This is a genomic window from Martelella mediterranea (assembly GCF_004342225.1).
Taxonomy (GTDB): Bacteria; Pseudomonadota; Alphaproteobacteria; order Rhizobiales; family Rhizobiaceae; genus Martelella; species Martelella mediterranea_B.
Window position 1 is genome coordinate 38,591 of sequence record NZ_SMAR01000002.1, and the last position, 17,745, is coordinate 56,335.

A 17,745-nucleotide genomic window follows, 5' to 3' on the forward strand; every position below is an offset into this window, starting at 1 on the left:
TTAAAAGTTCGCGCCAGCCGCTCAGCAAACAGACGCCGGACAACCGATACAAGAAAAGACCGGTTTCCTTCCGTTTTGCCAGCCATGAGGCACTCATGCTCGCTTTTCTCGTCAGACGCCTGATACAGGCCGTCATTGTCGTTTTCGCCATGTCGATTATTGTGTTCGTTGGCGTTTATGCCATTGGCAACCCGATCGACGTGCTCATTGACCCGGGCGCAACGCAAGCCATTCGTCAGCAACTGATCGAACAATACGGCCTCGACCAGCCACTCTGGCAACAATATCTCACCTTTCTCGGCAATGTCTTTCACGGCGACCTTGGTAAATCGATGGTCTACAACATTCCCGTGACAAGTCTCGTCTTCTCACGCCTTCCCGCCACGATCGAGCTTGTTGGTGTTGCGGTTTTAATCGCAACAAGCATTGGCATCCCTGCCGGCATTTATGCCGGTTACAAACCCAGGAGCCTTCCGGCCCGCGCCATTATGGCCCTTTCAGTTCTCGGCTTTTCAGTGCCAACCTTCTGGATCGGTATGCTGCTGATTATGGCATTTGCCGTCAATCTGGGCTGGCTGCCATCCGGCGGCCGTGGTGACGTCGGCGAAATATTCGGCATTCGCACTTCGCTTGCAACACTTGACGGCTGGAAGCATGTCATCATGCCGGCGTTCAATCTTTCGCTATTCATGATGGGCCTGATGATCCGGCTGACGCGCGCGGGCATGGTGGAAGCCATGCAGGCAGACTATGTAAAATTCGCACGAGCGCAGGGTCTGCCCGACCGCCAGATTGTCTTCCGCCATGTTCTGCGCAACATTTCCATTCCCATTGTCACTGTATTCGGTCTCGAAGTCGGATCGACTCTTGCCTTCGCCGTGGTGACGGAAAGCGTGTTCAACTGGCCGGGCGTCGGCAAGCTGATCATTGATTCCATACTACAGCTCGACCGACCGGTGATGGTTACCTATCTCGTTCTGGTGGTCATACTTTTCGTACTGATCAATCTGGTCGTTGATATCGTTTACGCACAATTAGACCCACGCGTCCGGCTGAAAGGAGGTCAGTCATGACCGATGCATCTTCCGCCAACGCAACGGTTGAGGCCAAACCCGCGCGCTTTCGTAATTTCTGCTCCGACTTCGCCCGCTCGCCTGTAGCAGTGCTTTCCCTGATCTTGATATTTGTTCTTCTATTTGTGTCTTTTGCGGCACCTCTGGTTTCTCCGCAGGATCCCTACGATCTCGCCAAGCTTGACTGGATGGATGCGTTTTTGCGCCCCGGCACAATCGGTTCTGGAGGATACACGCACATTCTGGGAACTGATAATGCCGGGCGCGATATGCTTTCAGCCATTTTTTATGGCCTTCGCACCAGCTTTGTTATCGGCCTTTCCGCCGGTGTTCTGGCGCTGTCTGTCGGCATCTGTCTGGGGTTGGCGGCTGCCTATTTCGGCGGGCGCGTGGAAGTATTGATTATGCGCATCGTTGACCTGCAACTCTCAATGCCAGCAATTTTGCTGGCTCTGGTTCTGGTCGCTGTGCTTGGACAGGGTGTCAGTCAGATCATTCTGGCGCTGGTCATCGCCCAGTACGCCTATTTCGCGCGCACAACCCACGGAGCCGCCACTGTCGAGCGCGGCAAGGACTATATTGAGGCAGCCCGTTCGACGCCGCTTCCGACAGGTCGGGTTCTGTTTCGACACCTCTTGCCCAATGTCCTGCCACCGCTCATTGTCGTTGCAACGGTTCAGGTCGCCAGCGCCATTGCACTGGAAGCTACCCTCTCCTTCCTTGGTGTTGGCCTGCCTATTACTGAGCCGTCGCTGGGATCACTGATCGCCAACGGTTTCAAATACATTCACACGGACCGCTACTGGCTGTCTATTTATCCCGGCGTTTTCCTGATGGTGACCGTCGTCGCGATCAATCTGGTCGGCGATCAGGTCCGCACTGTTCTAGACCCGAGGAACAACCGATGACGAAAGCTCTGTATGTGGAAGGGCTGACCACCCGATTCGAAACCCGCAAAGGCATGGTCACTGCTGTAAATGGCGTCAGCTTCTCCGTTGAACGTGGACGCGTTATGGGCCTTGTAGGCGAAAGCGGCTCTGGCAAAAGCGTAACCGGCTTTTCCATACTGGGCCTGATTGATGAACCCGGACGGATCACCGATGGCGCGGTGCTGGTCGATGGCGAAGACCTGCGTTCGCTGAAACCGGAAGCGCTGCGCAAACTGCGCGGTTCCAAGGTTGCCATGGTGTTTCAGGACCCGATGATGACACTGAATCCGGTGCTGCGCGTCGGCGATCAGATGGCCATGGCCGTGCGCGTGCATGAAAAGGTGTCGAAAAACGCGGCCTGGGAAAAGGCGCGTCAGGCGCTTGAAACCGTCGGCATCCCCGCCCCGGCTGAGCGACTGAAGGCCTATCCGCATCAGCTTTCCGGCGGGATGCGTCAGCGCGTAGCAATTGCCACCGCGTTGTTGCACCGCCCGGCTGTTATTATCGCAGATGAGCCGACCACCGCACTGGATGTCTCGATTCAGGGGCAAATTCTTGCAGAGGTGCGGCGACTTGCTGATGAAACCGGCACAGCGATTGTCTGGGTAACCCACGATCTTGCCGTGATCTCCAGCCTCGCTGACGATATCTGCGTTATGTATGCAGGACGGATCGTGGAAAGCGGCACAGCAGAGGCTATCATTTCTGCTCCACGCCACCCCTACACAGTGGGTTTGATCGGTTCTGTACCCAGTCTGCACGAACCCGGTACACCACTGCCGCAGATCCCGGGCTCGACGCCACAACTTTCGAACCTGCCAGCAGGCTGTCCCTTCCGGCCACGCTGTCCACGCGCCAGCGACATCTGTTCTTCCGAGCCGCCGTCCCTGGAGACAGCCGGACACTTCGTATCCTGTCATCATCCGATGGAGGCATCATGAGCACGCCGCTTCTTTCCGTTGAAGGCGTCCACAAACGCTTCACCCGCAAACCCGGCCTTGTCGTTCAGGGCATCGACAGGCTGACAGGTCGCACCTCGGGCTCCACCGTGCATGCGCTTTCTGATATCTCGCTTGCTGTTGCGCGCGGCGAAGTGCTCGGACTCGTCGGAGAATCCGGCTGCGGAAAGTCCACGCTTGGCCGGATTATTTCAGGTATTTATGGCCCAAGCGAAGGCAAGGTTCAATTGGCGGGAAAATCAGTTGCAACAGATCGTGGCGGCAGCATCGACAAGCTGACAACCAAGGTCCAGATGATCCATCAGGACCCGTTTGCCAGCCTCAATCCCCGCATGAAGGTCGGCGAAACTATTGCCGAGGGGCCGCGTGTCCACGGGCTTCTCAAGAGTGGCGAAGCACGCGCCCGCGTTCGCGCGCTTTTGGAGCAGGTCGGGCTTGAGGGCGCCTATGCCGACCGTCTGCCGCATCAGTTTTCCGGCGGCCAGCGCCAGCGCATTGCCGTTGCCCGCGCGCTCGCCATGGAACCAGAGCTGCTGGTGCTCGATGAGGCCGTTGCCTCGCTCGACGTTTCCATTCAGGCGCAGGTGCTGAACCTGTTCATGGCGCTGCGGCGGGAATTGAACCTGACGGCTGTTTTCATCAGTCACGATCTTTCCGTGGTCCGCCATGTCTGCGACCGGGTGGCGATCATGTATCTCGGCCGTATCGTCGAACTCGCGTCGGCCGAAACACTTTATGCAGCGCCGCAGCATCCTTACACAAAGGCACTTTTCGCATCGATACCCACACTCGGCACGGGGCGCGCTGCCTTCCAGCCGATCAAGGGCGAAATTCCCTCGCCGCTCAACCCTCCGGGAGGTTGCGCCTTTCATCCGCGTTGTCCGATGGCCGGACCGCGATGCAAGGTGGAACTGCCCGTATTGAAGCCGACCCTGGACAATGGTTCCATGGTGGCATGCCATCTCAACGATGGCGGAACCGGAGCACCCGAAAAGGCGGAGGCAGCATGAACGGTACATTTTCCGAACGGGTTGGCGAGATCAACGATATTCTCTGCGCTGTCAACGCGCTGCAGTGGGATGCGCGCGTGATGATGCCTTCGGGCGGAGCGGAAACCCGCGGCCACCAGATTGCAACATTGAAAGCCATGGCACGCCGGTTATTGCTGTCGTCGGAGACAGGAAAGGTCGCGGAAGAAGCACTGGAAACCGGGTCATCGGAAAACGAACGTAACGCAGCCAAGACTGTGATTGCGGCCCGCGACTGGCATAGCAAAATTCCGGCAGCGCTTTTGCGTGAGCAGGACGAAACATCGGTCGTTGCCGGCGAGGCATGGGCTGAAGCCCGCGCGAAGGGTGACTTCGCTCTGTTCAAGCCATATCTCGCGAAGGTTGTTTCACTCTCGCGGCAGATGGCAGAAGCCATTGGCTATGACGACCACCCCTATGATCCGCTGATCGCCATTTACGAGCCGGGCGAAACGGCGGCTTCGCTGTCAACACTTTTCGACGCGCTTCGCAGCGGCATGAAGCCGATACTGGAAGCGGCTCTCGCGCGCCCCGCGCCCCGCACCGATTTCCTCTATCGCAGCTATCCCGTCGAAAAACAAAAAGCGCTTTCGGCTGAGCTTGCCCGGCTGCTCGGCCTCGATATGAGCAGAAGCCGTCTCGATACAGCGGTGCATCCTTTCGAGATCTCGTTTACGCGGCAGGATGTCCGCATCACCTCGCGCTGGAACCCGAACTATCTGCCGATGTCGATGTTCGGCACCATGCATGAGACCGGCCATGCGCTCTATGAACAGGGTGTCGACCCGGCGCTGACCCGGTCGGTTCACACCAGCGACCTGATCGGCCTTTACGCCGTCGGCGGCAGCAGTTTCGGTATGCATGAAAGCCAGTCGCGGCTTTTCGAAAACCACATCGGCCGCTCTCCTGCCTTCTGGGCACTGCACTTCAGCAAGCTGAAAGACTATTTCTCCGATCAGCTTTCCGATGTCAGTGAAGACGAATTCGTCGCAGCAATCAACAGAACCGAGCCCGGCTTGATCCGGGTCGAAGCCGACGAACTGACCTATGATCTCCACATCATGCTGCGGGTGCGCATCGAAATGGCCTTGATGGACGGCTCGCTTAGCGTGGACGATGTTCCGGCCGCCTGGAACGCAGCGATGCATGAAGACCTGGGGCTGGATGTTCCAGATGATGGACTTGGTTGCCTTCAGGATGTGCACTGGTCAAGCGGCTATATGGGGTCGTTCCCAACCTACACGATTGGCAATATTACAGCCGCTCAGCTGATGGCACACTTCGACAAAACCAGACCGGAATTGCGGCGGGCCGCAAATGTCGGCGACCTCGTCCCGCTGCGTTCCGCGCTGGGCGAAACCGTCTGGCGTCACGGACGTTCAAGGAACAGGCGTCAAGTTCTTGCCGATATCGGTGCGGATACCGGTGATTGCAGGCCCTATCTGGATTATCTCAGCGAAAAATTCAGGCTTACGACTCGTTAAAATCATAGCCAGAAGTGGGCCGTCCCAGCAAGTTAAAGATATAGTTGCCAGAATGGTTTTCGAATTTGAAATTCGCACTCGAGGTTGCTGAAATAATGAGGCGAATTTCAAAATCACCACACTAGCCATCCGTTTCGGCATCAGGCTTTGTAGCCAGAATCATGTAATTGACATCAGTATCGGACGACCGGTTCCAGCTATCGGTGAGGACGTTATAAAACACACCCTGATGCTCGGCGATTTCCATACCCGATGCCTTCAGCGGAGCCTCGATCTCTTCGGGACGGACCAGCTTTTCGTACTGGTGGGTCCCGACCGGCAGCCAGCGCAGAACCCTCTCGGCCGCAAAGATTGCCAGCGCCCCGGCTTTGACAGTGCGGTTGATCGTTGCCACGAACATCATGCCCCCGGGCCGCACCAGCGAAGCTGATGTCTTCAAGAAGAAATCGACGTCGGAAACGTGTTCGACAACCTCCATATTCAAGACGATATCGAATGTTTCACCGGCTTCAGCCAGCGATTCTGCCGTCACGGCGCGATAGTCGATATCAATGCCCGACTGTGCAGCGTGGGTGGACGCAATACCGATGTTCTTTTCGGCCGGGTCGATTCCCGTAACCTGCGCACCCATGCGGGCGACGGGCTCGGACAGCAAGCCACCGCCGCAGCCAACATCCAGCACCCGCAATCCCTCAAGCGGACGTGCCGATTTTTCATCAAGCCCGAAATGCGCGCAGACTTTCTCGCGGATATAGCTGATGCGTACAGGGTTGAACTTGTGCAGCGGCTTGAACTTGCCGCGGGGATCCCACCATTCAGCGGCCATTTTTGAAAACCATTCAACCTGGCTTTCATCAATCGTGGTTTTCGCGGCATCGCTCATCGTTCTGGCCTCCGGCGTTTTTCTGATTCCTGCTTATAGAAGCGGCCAGACGCGGCGGCAAGCGGCTGAACTGCCGCACTTGCCTTTACGGGGAAACCCTTTTCGGCGCGCCTGTAGCCATGTCTGTACTGATATGGGGGAGTTTTCCGGCTTTCCAAGCACCGAAGCCCCCCTCCATATGCGCAATGCGTTCGAAACCAGCCTTCAGACACATCTCGGAAACTCTGCCGGAGCGGACCCCGGAACCACAATGCAACACGATCTTTTTCGTTTCCTGCGTGGGAAAGCTTTTCGGATCTGTAAATGCCATCGGCGAGAGCAGCGAACCTTCGATATGTTCGAAAGCATATTCTGCCGGGGTCCGGACATCTATCAGGACAATCGAACCCGCCTGAAGCGCCTCGAAAACTTCATCCGGCGTCCACGTTTCGATTGTTCCATTATCCAAGTGTTCGGTTTTCATGCTGCCTGAAACCTCCTCTCTTCGATCAACGCGTCCAAAGTGGACATAAAATCTTATTTTTCATACCTACGAATAATCGCATTAAAAAGGGATAGCAATCTGATTTTCCCGGCGCATCAAACAACACAATCAGGCGGCCCATTTAAGGCGACGAGTTTCTGAAACCGCCAACACGGCATATCGCCAGGTCTCTCCGCGCAAACCTGCCTATATTGACGTGTTGCAATTGCAGCGCTAATGAACTTGTCTTTCGTGGTGATTTGGCCGGCCGGCTTGCAGCCACATTAAACAACTCGCTAAAGGGCCGTTTGGATTTGTTCCCCGTCAGAACCCATCCGGGCTGCCCGCGTTGACCGTAAACCGCCGGCCCTAGAGATTGGGATTGGAACGAATATGCCTATCAAGATTCCCGATACGCTGCCCGCCTTTGAAAAACTGGTTTCCGAAGGTGTTCGCGTCAAAACCGAAACGGTTGCCGAACGGCAGGATATCCGGCCGCTGCAAATCGGCCTTCTCAATCTCATGCCCAACAAGATCAAGACCGAGTTACAATTTGCGCGGCTGCTTGGTGCCTCTCCGTTGCAGATCGAGCTGAGCCTGGTTCGCGTGGGCGGTCACAAGGCAAAGAACACACCGATTGAGCACCTTCTGTCCTTCTACCAGACATGGTATGAAATCGCCGACCGGAAGTTCGACGGCTTCATTATCACCGGCGCACCGGTGGAGACGCTGGATTTTGAGGAAGTCACCTATTGGGACGAACTGAAAGAAATCCTCGACTGGACAACAACCCATTGTCATTCAACGATGAATATCTGCTGGGGCGCGATGGCGGCAGCCTATCACTTTCACGGTGTGCCAAAACATCTGCTCGATGAAAAGGCATTCGGCGTTTTCCGGCACCGCAACCTGCAACCGGCATCCATCTATCTTAACGGCTTTTCCGATGACTTCCAGATTCCGGTCTCGCGCTGGACCGAGGTGAGACGGGACGATCTGGAAAAAGTACCCGGCATCGATATTCTGATGCACTCGGACGAGGTGGGGACATGCCTTGCGCATGAACGCTTTGCCAACCGCCTCTACATGTTCAATCATGTGGAATATGACTCCGGCTCGCTTGGCGATGAATACCATCGTGACGTCAATGCCAATGTGCCGATTTCGGTTCCCTTCAACTATTTCCCCGATGATGATCCGAACCAAGCGCCCCTTAATCGCTGGCGGTCGCATGCACATTTGCTTTTCGGCAACTGGATAAATGAGATTTATCAGACAACATCATACTATTTGGAGGAAATCGGTATGGATCGGCATCCAAGAGCTTGAGACCTCATCGTTTCCGTCGCAGTATCCTTACAAAACATTCTCAGAAACGCAGCGCGCGCGATAAGCCGTGCGCTCGCCGTTTCGACTTTCAACAACGTTCTCAATAAGCGGAGGAAGCATAGATGAGTGCGCCGGAACCGGAAATCTTTGGCAAAACCAAAACGGGCGAGACCGTTACCCGCGTGAAGATATCAGGTGGAGGCCTGACTGCCCATATCCTGAACTTTGGCGCTGTTATTCAGGATCTCAGGCTTGAAGGCCACGATCACGCGCTTGTGCTTGGCTACGACAATTTCGAAGATTACAAATCCTACTCGCCCTATTTCGGCGCGACACCAGGGCGTTCTTCAAACAGGATTGCCAATGGCCGGTTCGAAATCGATGGCAAGGAATTTCAGGTGGAATGCAACGAAAATGGCATTACCAACCTGCATGGCGGCAGCGACGGCCTCGGCGTCAGCCTTTGGACGTTTGAGGAGATCGCAGAAGACCGCGTTACCCTAAAAATCATCGATCCGGATGGCCGCGCGGGTTTTCCCGGCAACTGCACGGTTCGCGCGTATTTCCACCTGAAAGAAGGCGGCGTCCTTTCTGTTATCTATGAAAGCGAAACCGACCAGCCGACCATCGCCAATATCTGCAATCACACCTATTTCAACCTCGGCAATGGCACCGATACGCTGGAACACAAACTGATGCTGGCGGCGGACCATTATCTGCCAACCGATGAGCGGCAGATCCCGACCGGGGAAATCCGCCCGGTTGACGGCACAGCCTTTGACTTTCGCGAACCGCAGGCCATGAAACGCAAGGATGAGAACGGCAAGCAGGTTCTGTTCGACCACAACTTCTGTTTCTCGCCGAAACGCACCGAAAAGCGCAAAGTCGCCACCGTTTTTGCCCCCTCTTCCGGTGTGACTATGGATGTTCTGACCACAGAGCCCGGCGTCCAGTTTTATGCCGCCTTCAAGCTGGCACAAACGCCGGTTGGCCTCAACGGCTACCCTTATGGCCCGTTTGCAGGCTTCTGCCTTGAAACACAGGTCTGGCCGGATGCGGTCAATCAGAGTGGCTTTCCGTCAGCCATTCTGCACCCCGGTGAAACACTGAAGCAGGAAACCGACTACATCTTCAAAAAAGACTGATCGGCTGAGCGCAACGGTCAGCGGCAGGTTCCGGAGATGCCATGTTTTTGATTTCCAAGGTTTTCTGGATTGTGTTTCAGCCGCTGGCCTTTGCCTGCCTCAGCATTCTGCTTGCGCTTTTAATGCTGCTTTCCGGGAAAACCGGCTTCGGTCTGTTTTTCATTGCAACTGCCCTTGTCATTCTGGTTGTCACGCTGTTTACAACCACCGGGACATTTCTGATGGCAGCGCTTGAAAACCGTTTTTCACGCCTTGAATCCACAACACCGCCTGTCTGCGCTATCGTTCTGGGTGGCGGCATTCACACCGGACATTCGGCTGAGCGCGGCACCTATGTCTTCACCCGTGCCGCCGATCGTTACATCGAAACGCTGCGGCTGGCACGGCTTTACCCGGACATGCACATTCTGATCACCGGTGGCGACAATGGGTTGAGCGGCAGTCTTCACGGTGAAGCAGAACCGGCTGCACGCTTCTTTATCGATCACGGCATTGATGGACATCGCCTTATCCTTGAGTCTAAAGCCCGCAATACGGCCGAAAACGCCTCGAAAGCGGCGCGCCTTCTGGATGAAAATGGCATCAAAGGCAGATGCCTGCTGATCACATCCGCCTATCACATGCCCCGTGCCATTCAGCTATTCGAGAAGCAGAAGGTGACCGTAACGCCATGGCCCGCCGACTACAGGACGGGCGGCAAGGCAGGGCTTCGCTTCCAGTTTGACCGGCCCGCAACCAACGCCACCATGCTTTCAACCGCGATGCGCGAATGGAGCGGTTTGATCGCCTATCGCCTTATGGGACGCACAAAAACGGTTCTGCCTTAAAGAGACAGACCGGAAAACGCGCTGACGGTCAAAGAAAATCAGTTTCTCCGGGGGCGAAGCCGGACCACAACATCGACGTGGGAAATTTCCATCCCCTCCGGCGGCTGCGGCAAACCGCCAAGCGAAATACTGCTTTCCGGCATATCGATCACTTCGTTTTCACCTTCAACGAAGAAATGATGATGATCGGAAGTATTGGTGTCGAAGTAGGTTTTTGCGCCTTCAACGGCGAGAACACGAATCATACCGGCGCCGGTAAACTGATGAAGGGTGTTATAGACAGTCGCCAGAGACACCGGAACGCCGGCTTCCTGCGCTTCGCCATGCAATTCTTCTACGGTGACATGACGGTCACCCTTTGCGAACAAAAGATCAGCCAGCGCGACTCGCTGCCGCGTCGGACGCAGCCCGCTTTCCCGCAATCTTTCTGCTGAAAGACGATTTTTTCCGGCCATTAACGTTTCTGCCTACTCTCGGATAACCGAATGACAAAATACAATTAACCCCGGATATAAACAAAATGCGAATCGCTTTCAATAGCGTGGGGCTTGCAGGAATTGAAATTAGATTGCAAATACGCGGGCGAAATGTGTTTCACTCTGGCGGAAAACAGAGGCTTCCTGTATGCCGCCATTAACTGGAAGCGACCGAGGTGGAAGCACAGATTTTGGGAAAGAAACGCTTGCGCGGTTTGCGACGACGTGATTTCCCCTTATCTTGAGCCTCTAAACGATGAACAAGCCCTCGCCGAACGAAGGGAAGCAGAGTTTTATATGGATAAGAGACAGTCGCAGTTCGACTACGAGGATATTCTTAAATGTGCGCGGGGCGAATTGTTCGGCCCGGGAAATGCGCAATTGCCGCTGCCGCCGATGCTGATGTTCAATCGCATCACCGAGATTTCGGAAGATGGCGGTGCAAACGGCAAAGGCCATGCACGTGCCGAGTTTGATATCAATCCGGACCTTTGGTTTTTCGAATGCCACTTTGCCGGAGACCCCGTGATGCCAGGCTGTCTCGGCCTTGATGCCCTTTGGCAGTTGACCGGCTTTTATCTCGGCTGGCTGGGCGAGCCTGGAAAAGGCCGCGCAATCTCGACAGGCGAGGTGAAGTTCTCCGGCATGATCACGCCGAAGAACAAGCTGGTTGAATACGGCGTTGACTTCAAGCGCGTTATGCGTGGTCGCCTCGTACTCGGCATCGCCGATGGCTGGGTCAAGGCAGACGGCGAAGTAATCTACAAAGCCTCCGATTTACGGGTCGGCCTCTTTCAGGAACAGAATGCCTGATCCGGGTCTTTGATTATCTATTATGGTAGTCAGGGCTGCGAGGAGACAGAAAAGGAAGCATTATGAGACGTGTTGTCGTTACTGGACTGGGAATCGTATCCTCGATCGGAAACGATGCCGCTGAAGTCACCGCTTCGCTGCGCGAGGCGAAATCCGGCATTTCTTTCTCACCAGACTTTGCCGAACATGGCTTCAAATGTCAGGTCTGGGGCAGACCGACGCTGGACCCGAGTGATCAGGTTGACCGCCGCGCAATGCGATTCCTGTCACAGGGCGGTGCCTGGAACCATGTGGCCATGAAGCAGGCGATTGCTGATTCCGGACTGGAAGAGAGCGACATCACCAACGAACGCACCGGCATCATCATGGGGTCCGGCGGGCCGTCCACGCGCACGATTGTCGAGGCAGCGGACACCACGCGCAAGAACAACAGCCCGAAGCGTATCGGTCCATTCGCCGTGCCGAAGGCCATGTCTTCGACCGCTTCTGCAACGCTTGCGACCTGGTTCAAGATCCACGGGATCAATTACTCGATCTCGTCCGCCTGCTCGACATCAGCGCACTGCATCGGCAATGCCGCCGAGATGATCCAGTTCGGCAAGCAGGATGTGATGTTTGCAGGCGGTCACGAAGACCTCGACTGGACGATGTCGAACCTGTTTGATGCCATGGGCGCCATGTCGACAGACTTTAACGAAACCTCGCCGGAAACGGCTTCACGCGCTTACGACGAAGCGCGCGACGGGTTTGTGATTGCCGGTGGCGCCGGCGTCGTCATCCTTGAAGAGCTGGAACACGCCAAAGCACGCGGCGCCAAGATTTATGGCGAGATCGTTGGCTACGGCGCAACGTCAGATGGTTATGACATGGTCGCACCTTCCGGCGAAGGCGCGGTTCGCTGCATGAAGCTTGCACTGGCCGATTTCGATGGAGAAGTCGATTACATCAACACCCATGGCACCTCCACGCCTGTTGGCGACAGCCGCGAAATCGGAGCGATTCGCGAAGTGTTTGGCGATAAGATCCCGCACATTCAGTCGACCAAATCACTGACGGGACACTCTCTGGGTGCCGCCGGTGCGCAGGAATCGATCTATGGCCTCCTGATGATGCAGGAAGGCTTCATCGGAAAGAGTGCCCATATCGAGAAGCTCGATCCTGAATTTGATGGCGTCCCGATCGTTCGTGAACGCATTGACAATGCGAAGATCGACACTGTTCTTTCAAACTCGTTCGGCTTTGGTGGTACGAACGCCACGCTGGTCTTCCGGCGTTACAATGGATAATCAGCATATGACCGGACTTATGCAGGGCAAACGCGGCCTGATCATGGGCGTTGCCAACGACCACTCTATCGCGTGGGGAATCGCCAAGGCACTTCACGCGCAGGGCGCCGAGATGGCATTTACCTATCAAGGCGAGGCTCTCGGACGCCGCGTCATGCCTCTGGCGGAACAGGTCGGCTCCGATATGGTGCTTGCCTGCGATGTCGAAGACAGCGCAAGCGTTGATCAGACATTTTCCACGCTTCAGAAGCGCTGGGGCAAGCTCGACTTCCTCGTTCACGCAATCGGCTTTTCCAACAAGAGCGAGCTGAAAGGCCTCTACGCCGACACCACGCGCGATAATTTCGTGCGCACAATGGTGATTTCATGCTTCTCTTTCACCGAGGTCGCCAAGCGCGCTGCGGACATGATGCATGACGGCGGCACAATGCTGACACTGACCTATGGCGGCTCCACCGCCGTTGTTCCCAATTACAACGTCATGGGTATCGCCAAGGCCGGCCTTGAAGCTTCTGTACGCTATCTGGCAAGCGATTATGGCCCACAGGGCATTCGTGTAAATGCCATCTCTGCGGGCCCGGTTCGTACCCTTGCAGGGGCCGGCGTTTCTGATGCCAGACTGATGTTTTCCTGGCAGCAGAAGAATGCGCCGCTCAGACGCTCGACAACAATCGAAGATGTCGGCGGATCGGCGCTTTACCTGCTTTCAGACCTGTCTTCAGGCGTAACCGGCGAAATCCACTTCGTCGATAATGGCTACAACATCCTGTCGATGCCGATTCCGGAAATGATGCGCCGCGGCGATCCGCAATAAAGCAAGTCAATTATCGACCCGGTCACTTTATGGAAACGCTGCCTGCTGCTGAAGGCGGCGTTTTCACGTTCTTTGCGCGTCGGTTTTCATTTACGGAACCGTCCACCATGATCTTCACGATATGGCCACATTCAGGAGCGATCAGAACAAGCCGCTCAATGGCCGGTACTGAATAATGTCGCCACAAAAGTTCACCGTCCTTTCACTCTTCGATTTCGTCCGGGCCCCTGTTTGACACCACTGCCTTATCGCCGCTTCAGGCGCACGGCATCTACTTTCGGGATCCGGCTTCCCGAATCACAGCTGATTTTGTCACGATCCTCACTCCCTCAAAATTGAATACCTAAATATATTCGTTCGATTAATTTTATGTGCCTCAACTATGCACTGCGGCACCCGCCGTTTCATATCTCAGTCCAAAATCGCCCCATTTCAGACATATTTGAGCCAGCCGAACGCCACTTTGTTGCATTTCAGCAACTCATAATTCTTAATCATCCGATTGAGTGATTTTATGATCTATACGCACTTGATAGATGCGGCTCTGATCTGGCTTAAAGAAATCAGACGGCGAGGGACCCTGCCCGAACGTCTTTAAACTGCCAGAGCGGAAATCCTTTTCCCCGCCCGAATGACCAAATGAGGTACACAATATGAACTTTAAAAGCCTTTTCCTTGGCTCGACCGCTGTGATCGCAGCAGCCACCGGCGCCAACGCTGCCGATCCGGTTGTTGTTGTTGAACCAGCTGCTCCGAATTACGTTGAAGTCTGCGACGCTTTCGGCGCAGGTTATTTTTACATCCCCGGAACGGAAACCTGCCTTGACATTGGCGGTTACGTCCGTTTCCAGGTTGATGCCAATGACGACGACTGGGGTGTCATGACCCGCGGTCATCTTGACGTTACCGCGAAATCCGACACAGAACTCGGCGTTCTGACCGGCGACATCGAAATCAACGCCAATGCTTACTCAGACAACCGTGACAACGACGTCGTTCTCGACAACGCTTATATCGGCCTCGGTGGTTTCCAGGCTGGTTACTTCGATACCTACTGGGATGAAGGTCTGACGGGCGAAGTTGACGATCTTGCAGGTAACACCAAGATCACCGAGATGCGCTACATCTATGCAGCCAACGGCTTCATCGCTGCTCTGGCTCTGGACGCGCTCGAAGCTGACATGGTCAGCGGTCTCGGCAACGGCTCCACAGACATGAACAAGCTCGGTGTTGCAGGTCGTGTTGGCTTCAATGCCGGCGGCGTTAACGCCAAGTTGGACATCGGTTACGATACCTACAACGAAGAAGCAGCCTTCCGCGCCCTCGGCGAATTCGCCGCAGGACCCGGCAGCATCCTTCTCGGTGGTCTCTACAACACCGGTGCAAGTGCATATGCCAAGACCTGGGAACTTGACCAGGGTGGCTTTAGCGACACTTACTACGGCTACAGCGAATGGGCTGTTGCTGCCGGTTACCGTATGGACGTAACCGACAAGTTCCGCGTCACGCCGATGGTTCAGTACACTCAGCTTAAGACTGACAAAAGCCTCGGTCTGGCCGACGATCCGGACGCATGGAGCGGCGGCATGTACTTCGAATACGAACTGGTCAAGGATTTCTGGGCCAAGCTCAACGTTCAGTACACCGACTACAACGACGACCTGGCCGACTACGCCGGCAAGTCCGATTGGGCTGGTTACTTCCGTCTGCAGCGCGACTTCTGATAGCGCAAGACAAAAACATTCAGCGCCCGGCCCCTCCCGGGCGTCCCTCAAGCGCAAGGACGTCATATTGGCGTCCTTGCGTTTTTTTGTGTTTTATCGCTTGACCTGGAGTGCACTCCAGCCCCTAAGAGAGGTATCGTCGAGCCGAAAGGACAAGGCGATGAAAATCGGAAGCCTCTCTTCAAAGACCGGATTATCCGTGGATACGATCCGCTATTACGAACGGATAGGGCTGTTGCCGCGTGCCGATCGTGACGGATCGGGCCAGCGGGACTATGACGATACCATTCTTGAATGGGTCGCCTTTCTCAAGCGCCTGAGGGAAACAGGAATGCCAATCGCACAGATGCTTGAGTATGCAAGCCTGCGCGATCAGGGGAAGACAACCATCTCCATGCGCCAGCATATCCTTGAAGAGCACCGCATAAAGGTGAAACAGGATATCTCTTCGCTTCAAACAGCCCTTTCAGCGCTCGACGCCAAAATCCACACCTATCAGAAAATGGCGAACAGCGATGACCATGAATCAGAAGACAACAAACGAAACCCGTCTCGAACGCGGTAAGCGCGCACTAAAGGCCATCGACGGCAGTGCGGGCGAGAATGTGATCCAGAGCCTTGAAAACATTGCCCCGGACTTTGCGACCTATCTGCTGGAATTTCCCTTCGGCGATATATACAGCCGCCCGGGCCTCAGCCTCAGAGATCGTGAAATCGCAACCGTTGCAGCACTGACGGCGATGGGCAATGCCGCGCCACAGCTTCAGGTCCACATCGGCGCAGCACTCAATGTCGGCGTGACCCGCGAAGAAATTATCGAGATCATCATGCAAATGGCAGTCTATGCCGGTTTCCCGGCGGCGCTCAACGGGCTGACGGCGGCAAAATCTGTGTTTGGCGACCACAAGGGCCATGATGCCGGCTCACCGACTGACAAACTCAACCAGATGCGCACCCCCGCGTGACGCCTCGGCGACAGCTGCAATCAGCGCGCTTTCGCTGGCCGCGGAATGAAACGACAAGCCGTAGGCATTTGCGAGTGATTTCATATCCGGAGGCGTCGGCCTGACGCCTTCAGGACTGATACCCGCATCCAGCATGTAGTTTTCGATTTCCTTGTAGCCGTGGTTATTCCAGACGAGGAAGACAGCATTGATGTTTTCATCAATAGCGGTTCCAAGCTCGGCCAGAGAAAACTGCAAACCGCCATCGCCAACGATTGCGATGACAGGCCGTGCCGGATCGCCAAGAGCTGCACCGATTGCGCCGGGCGGCAGATAGCCCAGTGAACCGAAACCGGTGGCCGAATTGAACCATGTTGCGGGTGCTGATGCCTCAAAATACAAATTACCCGCATAGACAAGCTGCGTTGAATCACCCACGAACCGGGCGCCTTGAACCGCATCACGCAAGCGGTGAAGCAGCGTCACTTCACGTCTGATCTTTTCCGGAAGGCTTTCCCATGCGTTTTTGCGCGCAGTGGCGGCCCTTTTTGCCCCGTCGCAATGTTTGTTTTCCGGCAGAAGTCCGCAAAGTGGACCAAGGGCTTTGGCAGCATCCTCAAGGATGGCCACATCCGCTGCCGGCCCGGCGGCAGCGATCTGATCCGTACTCAGATCGATACGAATCAACCGCTGCAAGTGTGGAAACCGTTGATCGACATACATGTCGTAATCGGTCATGCCGAATTCGGTGCCAATAGCGATCACGCAGTCACTTGCAGCGACCAGTTCTCTGACAGCAGCCAGGCTGGGGCTCGCCGGAACCTGAAGCGGATGTCCGGCCATCAGTCCACGTCCGTTGGCGGTCAGCACGACCGGTGCATCGATCCTTTCGGCGAACCCACGCAAGACATCATCAGCACGCACCGCACCACCACCGGCAAGAATAACCGGCGCAGATGCACTTGCGATCATTTCTGCAGCGCAACCGAACAATGCTGCATCCGAAGATGTCGAAGCCGTTGCTGCGATTGCTGGTGCAACGCTATCCACATGCTCGACCATTACGTCCGTCGGAACTTCCAGGTGAACAGGCCCCGGCCTGCCGGTGGAAAGCGCTTCAAAGCAGTCCGCCAGAGCCGCACTGAGGTCTTCAGCCCGCATCAGCGTCACGGATTTTTTGGCAAAAGTCCCAATCAGCGCACTTTGATCCGGAAGCTCATGCAGGCAGCCCTGCCCCTTGCCAAGCGTAGTGCGTGCATTGACCCCGGAAATCACCAGCATGGGAATGGAATCCTCACGCGCCTGCGCCATTGCGGTAATCGTGTTTGTCAGCCCCGGGCCAGTGATGACAAAACAAACGCCGGGCTTGCCGGTCACGCGTGCATAGCCATCGGCCATGAAGCCTGCGCCCTGTTCATGACGCGGGGTTACATGCCGTATTCTCGAGGACGCCAGACCACGATAAAGCTCCGCCGTGTGCACACCGGGAATGCCGAAGACAATATCAACCCCATAAGCTTCAAGCAGATCGACAAGCGCTTCTCCTACAGTCTTCATCCTTAGTGCAC

Annotated in this window: 18 protein-coding genes and 1 riboswitch; of the genes, 14 read left to right on the top strand and 4 right to left on the bottom strand. The window is 55.7% G+C overall.

Annotation, left to right across the window (positions count from 1 at the left end):
* The first annotated feature begins 95 nt into the window (after positions 1 to 95).
* From EDC90_RS01630 to EDC90_RS01650, 5 genes are read left to right on the top strand one after another with little or no spacing between them, the layout of a single operon-like run.
* The gene (locus EDC90_RS01630) at positions 96 to 1,073 is read left to right on the top strand and encodes an ABC transporter permease (protein ID WP_132307879.1); all 978 of its coding nucleotides are present in this window, start codon (positions 96 to 98) and stop codon (positions 1,071 to 1,073) included.
* On the top strand, positions 1,070 to 1,981 hold the full coding sequence (locus EDC90_RS01635; RefSeq protein ID WP_132307881.1) for an ABC transporter permease: 912 nt from the start codon (positions 1,070 to 1,072) through the stop codon (positions 1,979 to 1,981). The genes EDC90_RS01630 and EDC90_RS01635 overlap by 4 nt, the downstream gene beginning before the upstream one ends.
* Positions 1,978 to 2,943 (top strand): ABC transporter ATP-binding protein, encoded by a 966-nt coding sequence (locus EDC90_RS01640; protein WP_132307883.1) that lies wholly within the window; start codon positions 1,978 to 1,980, stop codon positions 2,941 to 2,943. Before EDC90_RS01635 ends, EDC90_RS01640 begins: the two co-directional genes overlap by 4 nt.
* The gene (locus EDC90_RS01645; RefSeq protein ID WP_132307885.1) at positions 2,940 to 3,971 is read left to right on the top strand and encodes an ABC transporter ATP-binding protein; all 1,032 of its coding nucleotides are present in this window, start codon (positions 2,940 to 2,942) and stop codon (positions 3,969 to 3,971) included. Before EDC90_RS01640 ends, EDC90_RS01645 begins: the two co-directional genes overlap by 4 nt.
* A complete protein-coding gene (locus tag EDC90_RS01650; RefSeq protein ID WP_132307887.1) occupies positions 3,968 to 5,473 on the top strand; it encodes a carboxypeptidase M32 in 1,506 nt (501 codons plus the stop codon). Before EDC90_RS01645 ends, EDC90_RS01650 begins: the two co-directional genes overlap by 4 nt.
* A 121-nt stretch (positions 5,474 to 5,594) precedes the next feature.
* Here EDC90_RS01650 and ubiG read toward each other — a convergent pair whose 3' ends face one another.
* Together ubiG and EDC90_RS01660 are read right to left on the bottom strand one after the other, a co-directional pair.
* Entirely contained in the window at positions 5,595 to 6,356 is a 762-nt protein-coding gene (gene ubiG, locus EDC90_RS01655; protein ID WP_132307889.1) for a bifunctional 2-polyprenyl-6-hydroxyphenol methylase/3-demethylubiquinol 3-O-methyltransferase UbiG, read from the bottom strand.
* 85 nt (positions 6,357 to 6,441) lie between these two features.
* On the bottom strand, positions 6,442 to 6,819 hold the full coding sequence (locus EDC90_RS01660; RefSeq protein WP_132307891.1) for a rhodanese-like domain-containing protein: 378 nt from the start codon (positions 6,817 to 6,819) through the stop codon (positions 6,442 to 6,444).
* Between the two features lie 242 nt (positions 6,820 to 7,061).
* Positions 7,062 to 7,139, top strand: a riboswitch (SAM riboswitch).
* Positions 7,140 to 7,212: 73 nt separating this feature from the next.
* Here EDC90_RS01660 and EDC90_RS01665 point away from each other — a divergent pair.
* The 3 genes from EDC90_RS01665 (at position 7,213) to EDC90_RS01675 (ending at position 10,120) form a co-directional block, all read left to right on the top strand.
* Entirely contained in the window at positions 7,213 to 8,148 is a 936-nt protein-coding gene (locus tag EDC90_RS01665; protein ID WP_132307893.1) for a homoserine O-succinyltransferase, read from the top strand.
* A 122-nt stretch (positions 8,149 to 8,270) separates the two neighbouring features.
* Complete coding sequence (locus EDC90_RS01670) at positions 8,271 to 9,293, top strand: aldose epimerase family protein (protein WP_132307895.1); 1,023 nt, start codon at positions 8,271 to 8,273, stop codon at positions 9,291 to 9,293.
* A gap of 41 nt (positions 9,294 to 9,334) precedes the next feature.
* On the top strand, positions 9,335 to 10,120 hold the full coding sequence (locus EDC90_RS01675; protein WP_132307897.1) for a YdcF family protein: 786 nt from the start codon (positions 9,335 to 9,337) through the stop codon (positions 10,118 to 10,120).
* Positions 10,121 to 10,158: 38 nt separating this feature from the next.
* On the opposite strand, the gene irrA is transcribed toward EDC90_RS01675, so the two are convergent.
* Positions 10,159 to 10,575, bottom strand: a complete 417-nt coding sequence (gene irrA / locus EDC90_RS01680; protein ID WP_132307899.1) for an iron response transcriptional regulator IrrA — start codon at positions 10,573 to 10,575, stop codon at positions 10,159 to 10,161.
* A 318-nt stretch (positions 10,576 to 10,893) separates the two neighbouring features.
* Here irrA and fabA point away from each other — a divergent pair, with 318 nt between their 5' ends.
* From fabA to EDC90_RS01710, 6 genes are all read left to right on the top strand, one after another.
* Complete coding sequence (gene fabA, locus EDC90_RS01685; RefSeq protein WP_132307901.1) at positions 10,894 to 11,409, top strand: 3-hydroxyacyl-[acyl-carrier-protein] dehydratase FabA; 516 nt, start codon at positions 10,894 to 10,896, stop codon at positions 11,407 to 11,409.
* Between the two features lie 62 nt (positions 11,410 to 11,471).
* Complete coding sequence (gene fabB, locus EDC90_RS01690; RefSeq protein WP_132307903.1) at positions 11,472 to 12,695, top strand: beta-ketoacyl-ACP synthase I; 1,224 nt, start codon at positions 11,472 to 11,474, stop codon at positions 12,693 to 12,695.
* A gap of 7 nt (positions 12,696 to 12,702) precedes the next feature.
* Complete coding sequence (fabI, locus tag EDC90_RS01695; RefSeq protein WP_132308304.1) at positions 12,703 to 13,509, top strand: enoyl-ACP reductase FabI; 807 nt, start codon at positions 12,703 to 12,705, stop codon at positions 13,507 to 13,509.
* Between the two features lie 653 nt (positions 13,510 to 14,162).
* The gene (locus EDC90_RS01700) at positions 14,163 to 15,233 is read left to right on the top strand and encodes a porin (protein ID WP_132307905.1); all 1,071 of its coding nucleotides are present in this window, start codon (positions 14,163 to 14,165) and stop codon (positions 15,231 to 15,233) included.
* A gap of 160 nt (positions 15,234 to 15,393) precedes the next feature.
* Complete coding sequence (locus tag EDC90_RS01705; protein ID WP_132307907.1) at positions 15,394 to 15,798, top strand: MerR family transcriptional regulator; 405 nt, start codon at positions 15,394 to 15,396, stop codon at positions 15,796 to 15,798.
* A complete protein-coding gene (locus tag EDC90_RS01710) occupies positions 15,749 to 16,198 on the top strand; it encodes a carboxymuconolactone decarboxylase family protein (RefSeq protein ID WP_132307909.1) in 450 nt (149 codons plus the stop codon). The genes EDC90_RS01705 and EDC90_RS01710 overlap by 50 nt, the downstream gene beginning before the upstream one ends.
* Here the strand turns inward: EDC90_RS01710 and EDC90_RS01715 are convergent.
* Complete coding sequence (locus EDC90_RS01715) at positions 16,157 to 17,734, bottom strand: 5-guanidino-2-oxopentanoate decarboxylase (RefSeq protein WP_245510891.1); 1,578 nt, start codon at positions 17,732 to 17,734, stop codon at positions 16,157 to 16,159. The genes EDC90_RS01710 and EDC90_RS01715 overlap by 42 nt on opposite strands.
* Positions 17,735 to 17,745: the final 11 nt, after the last annotated feature.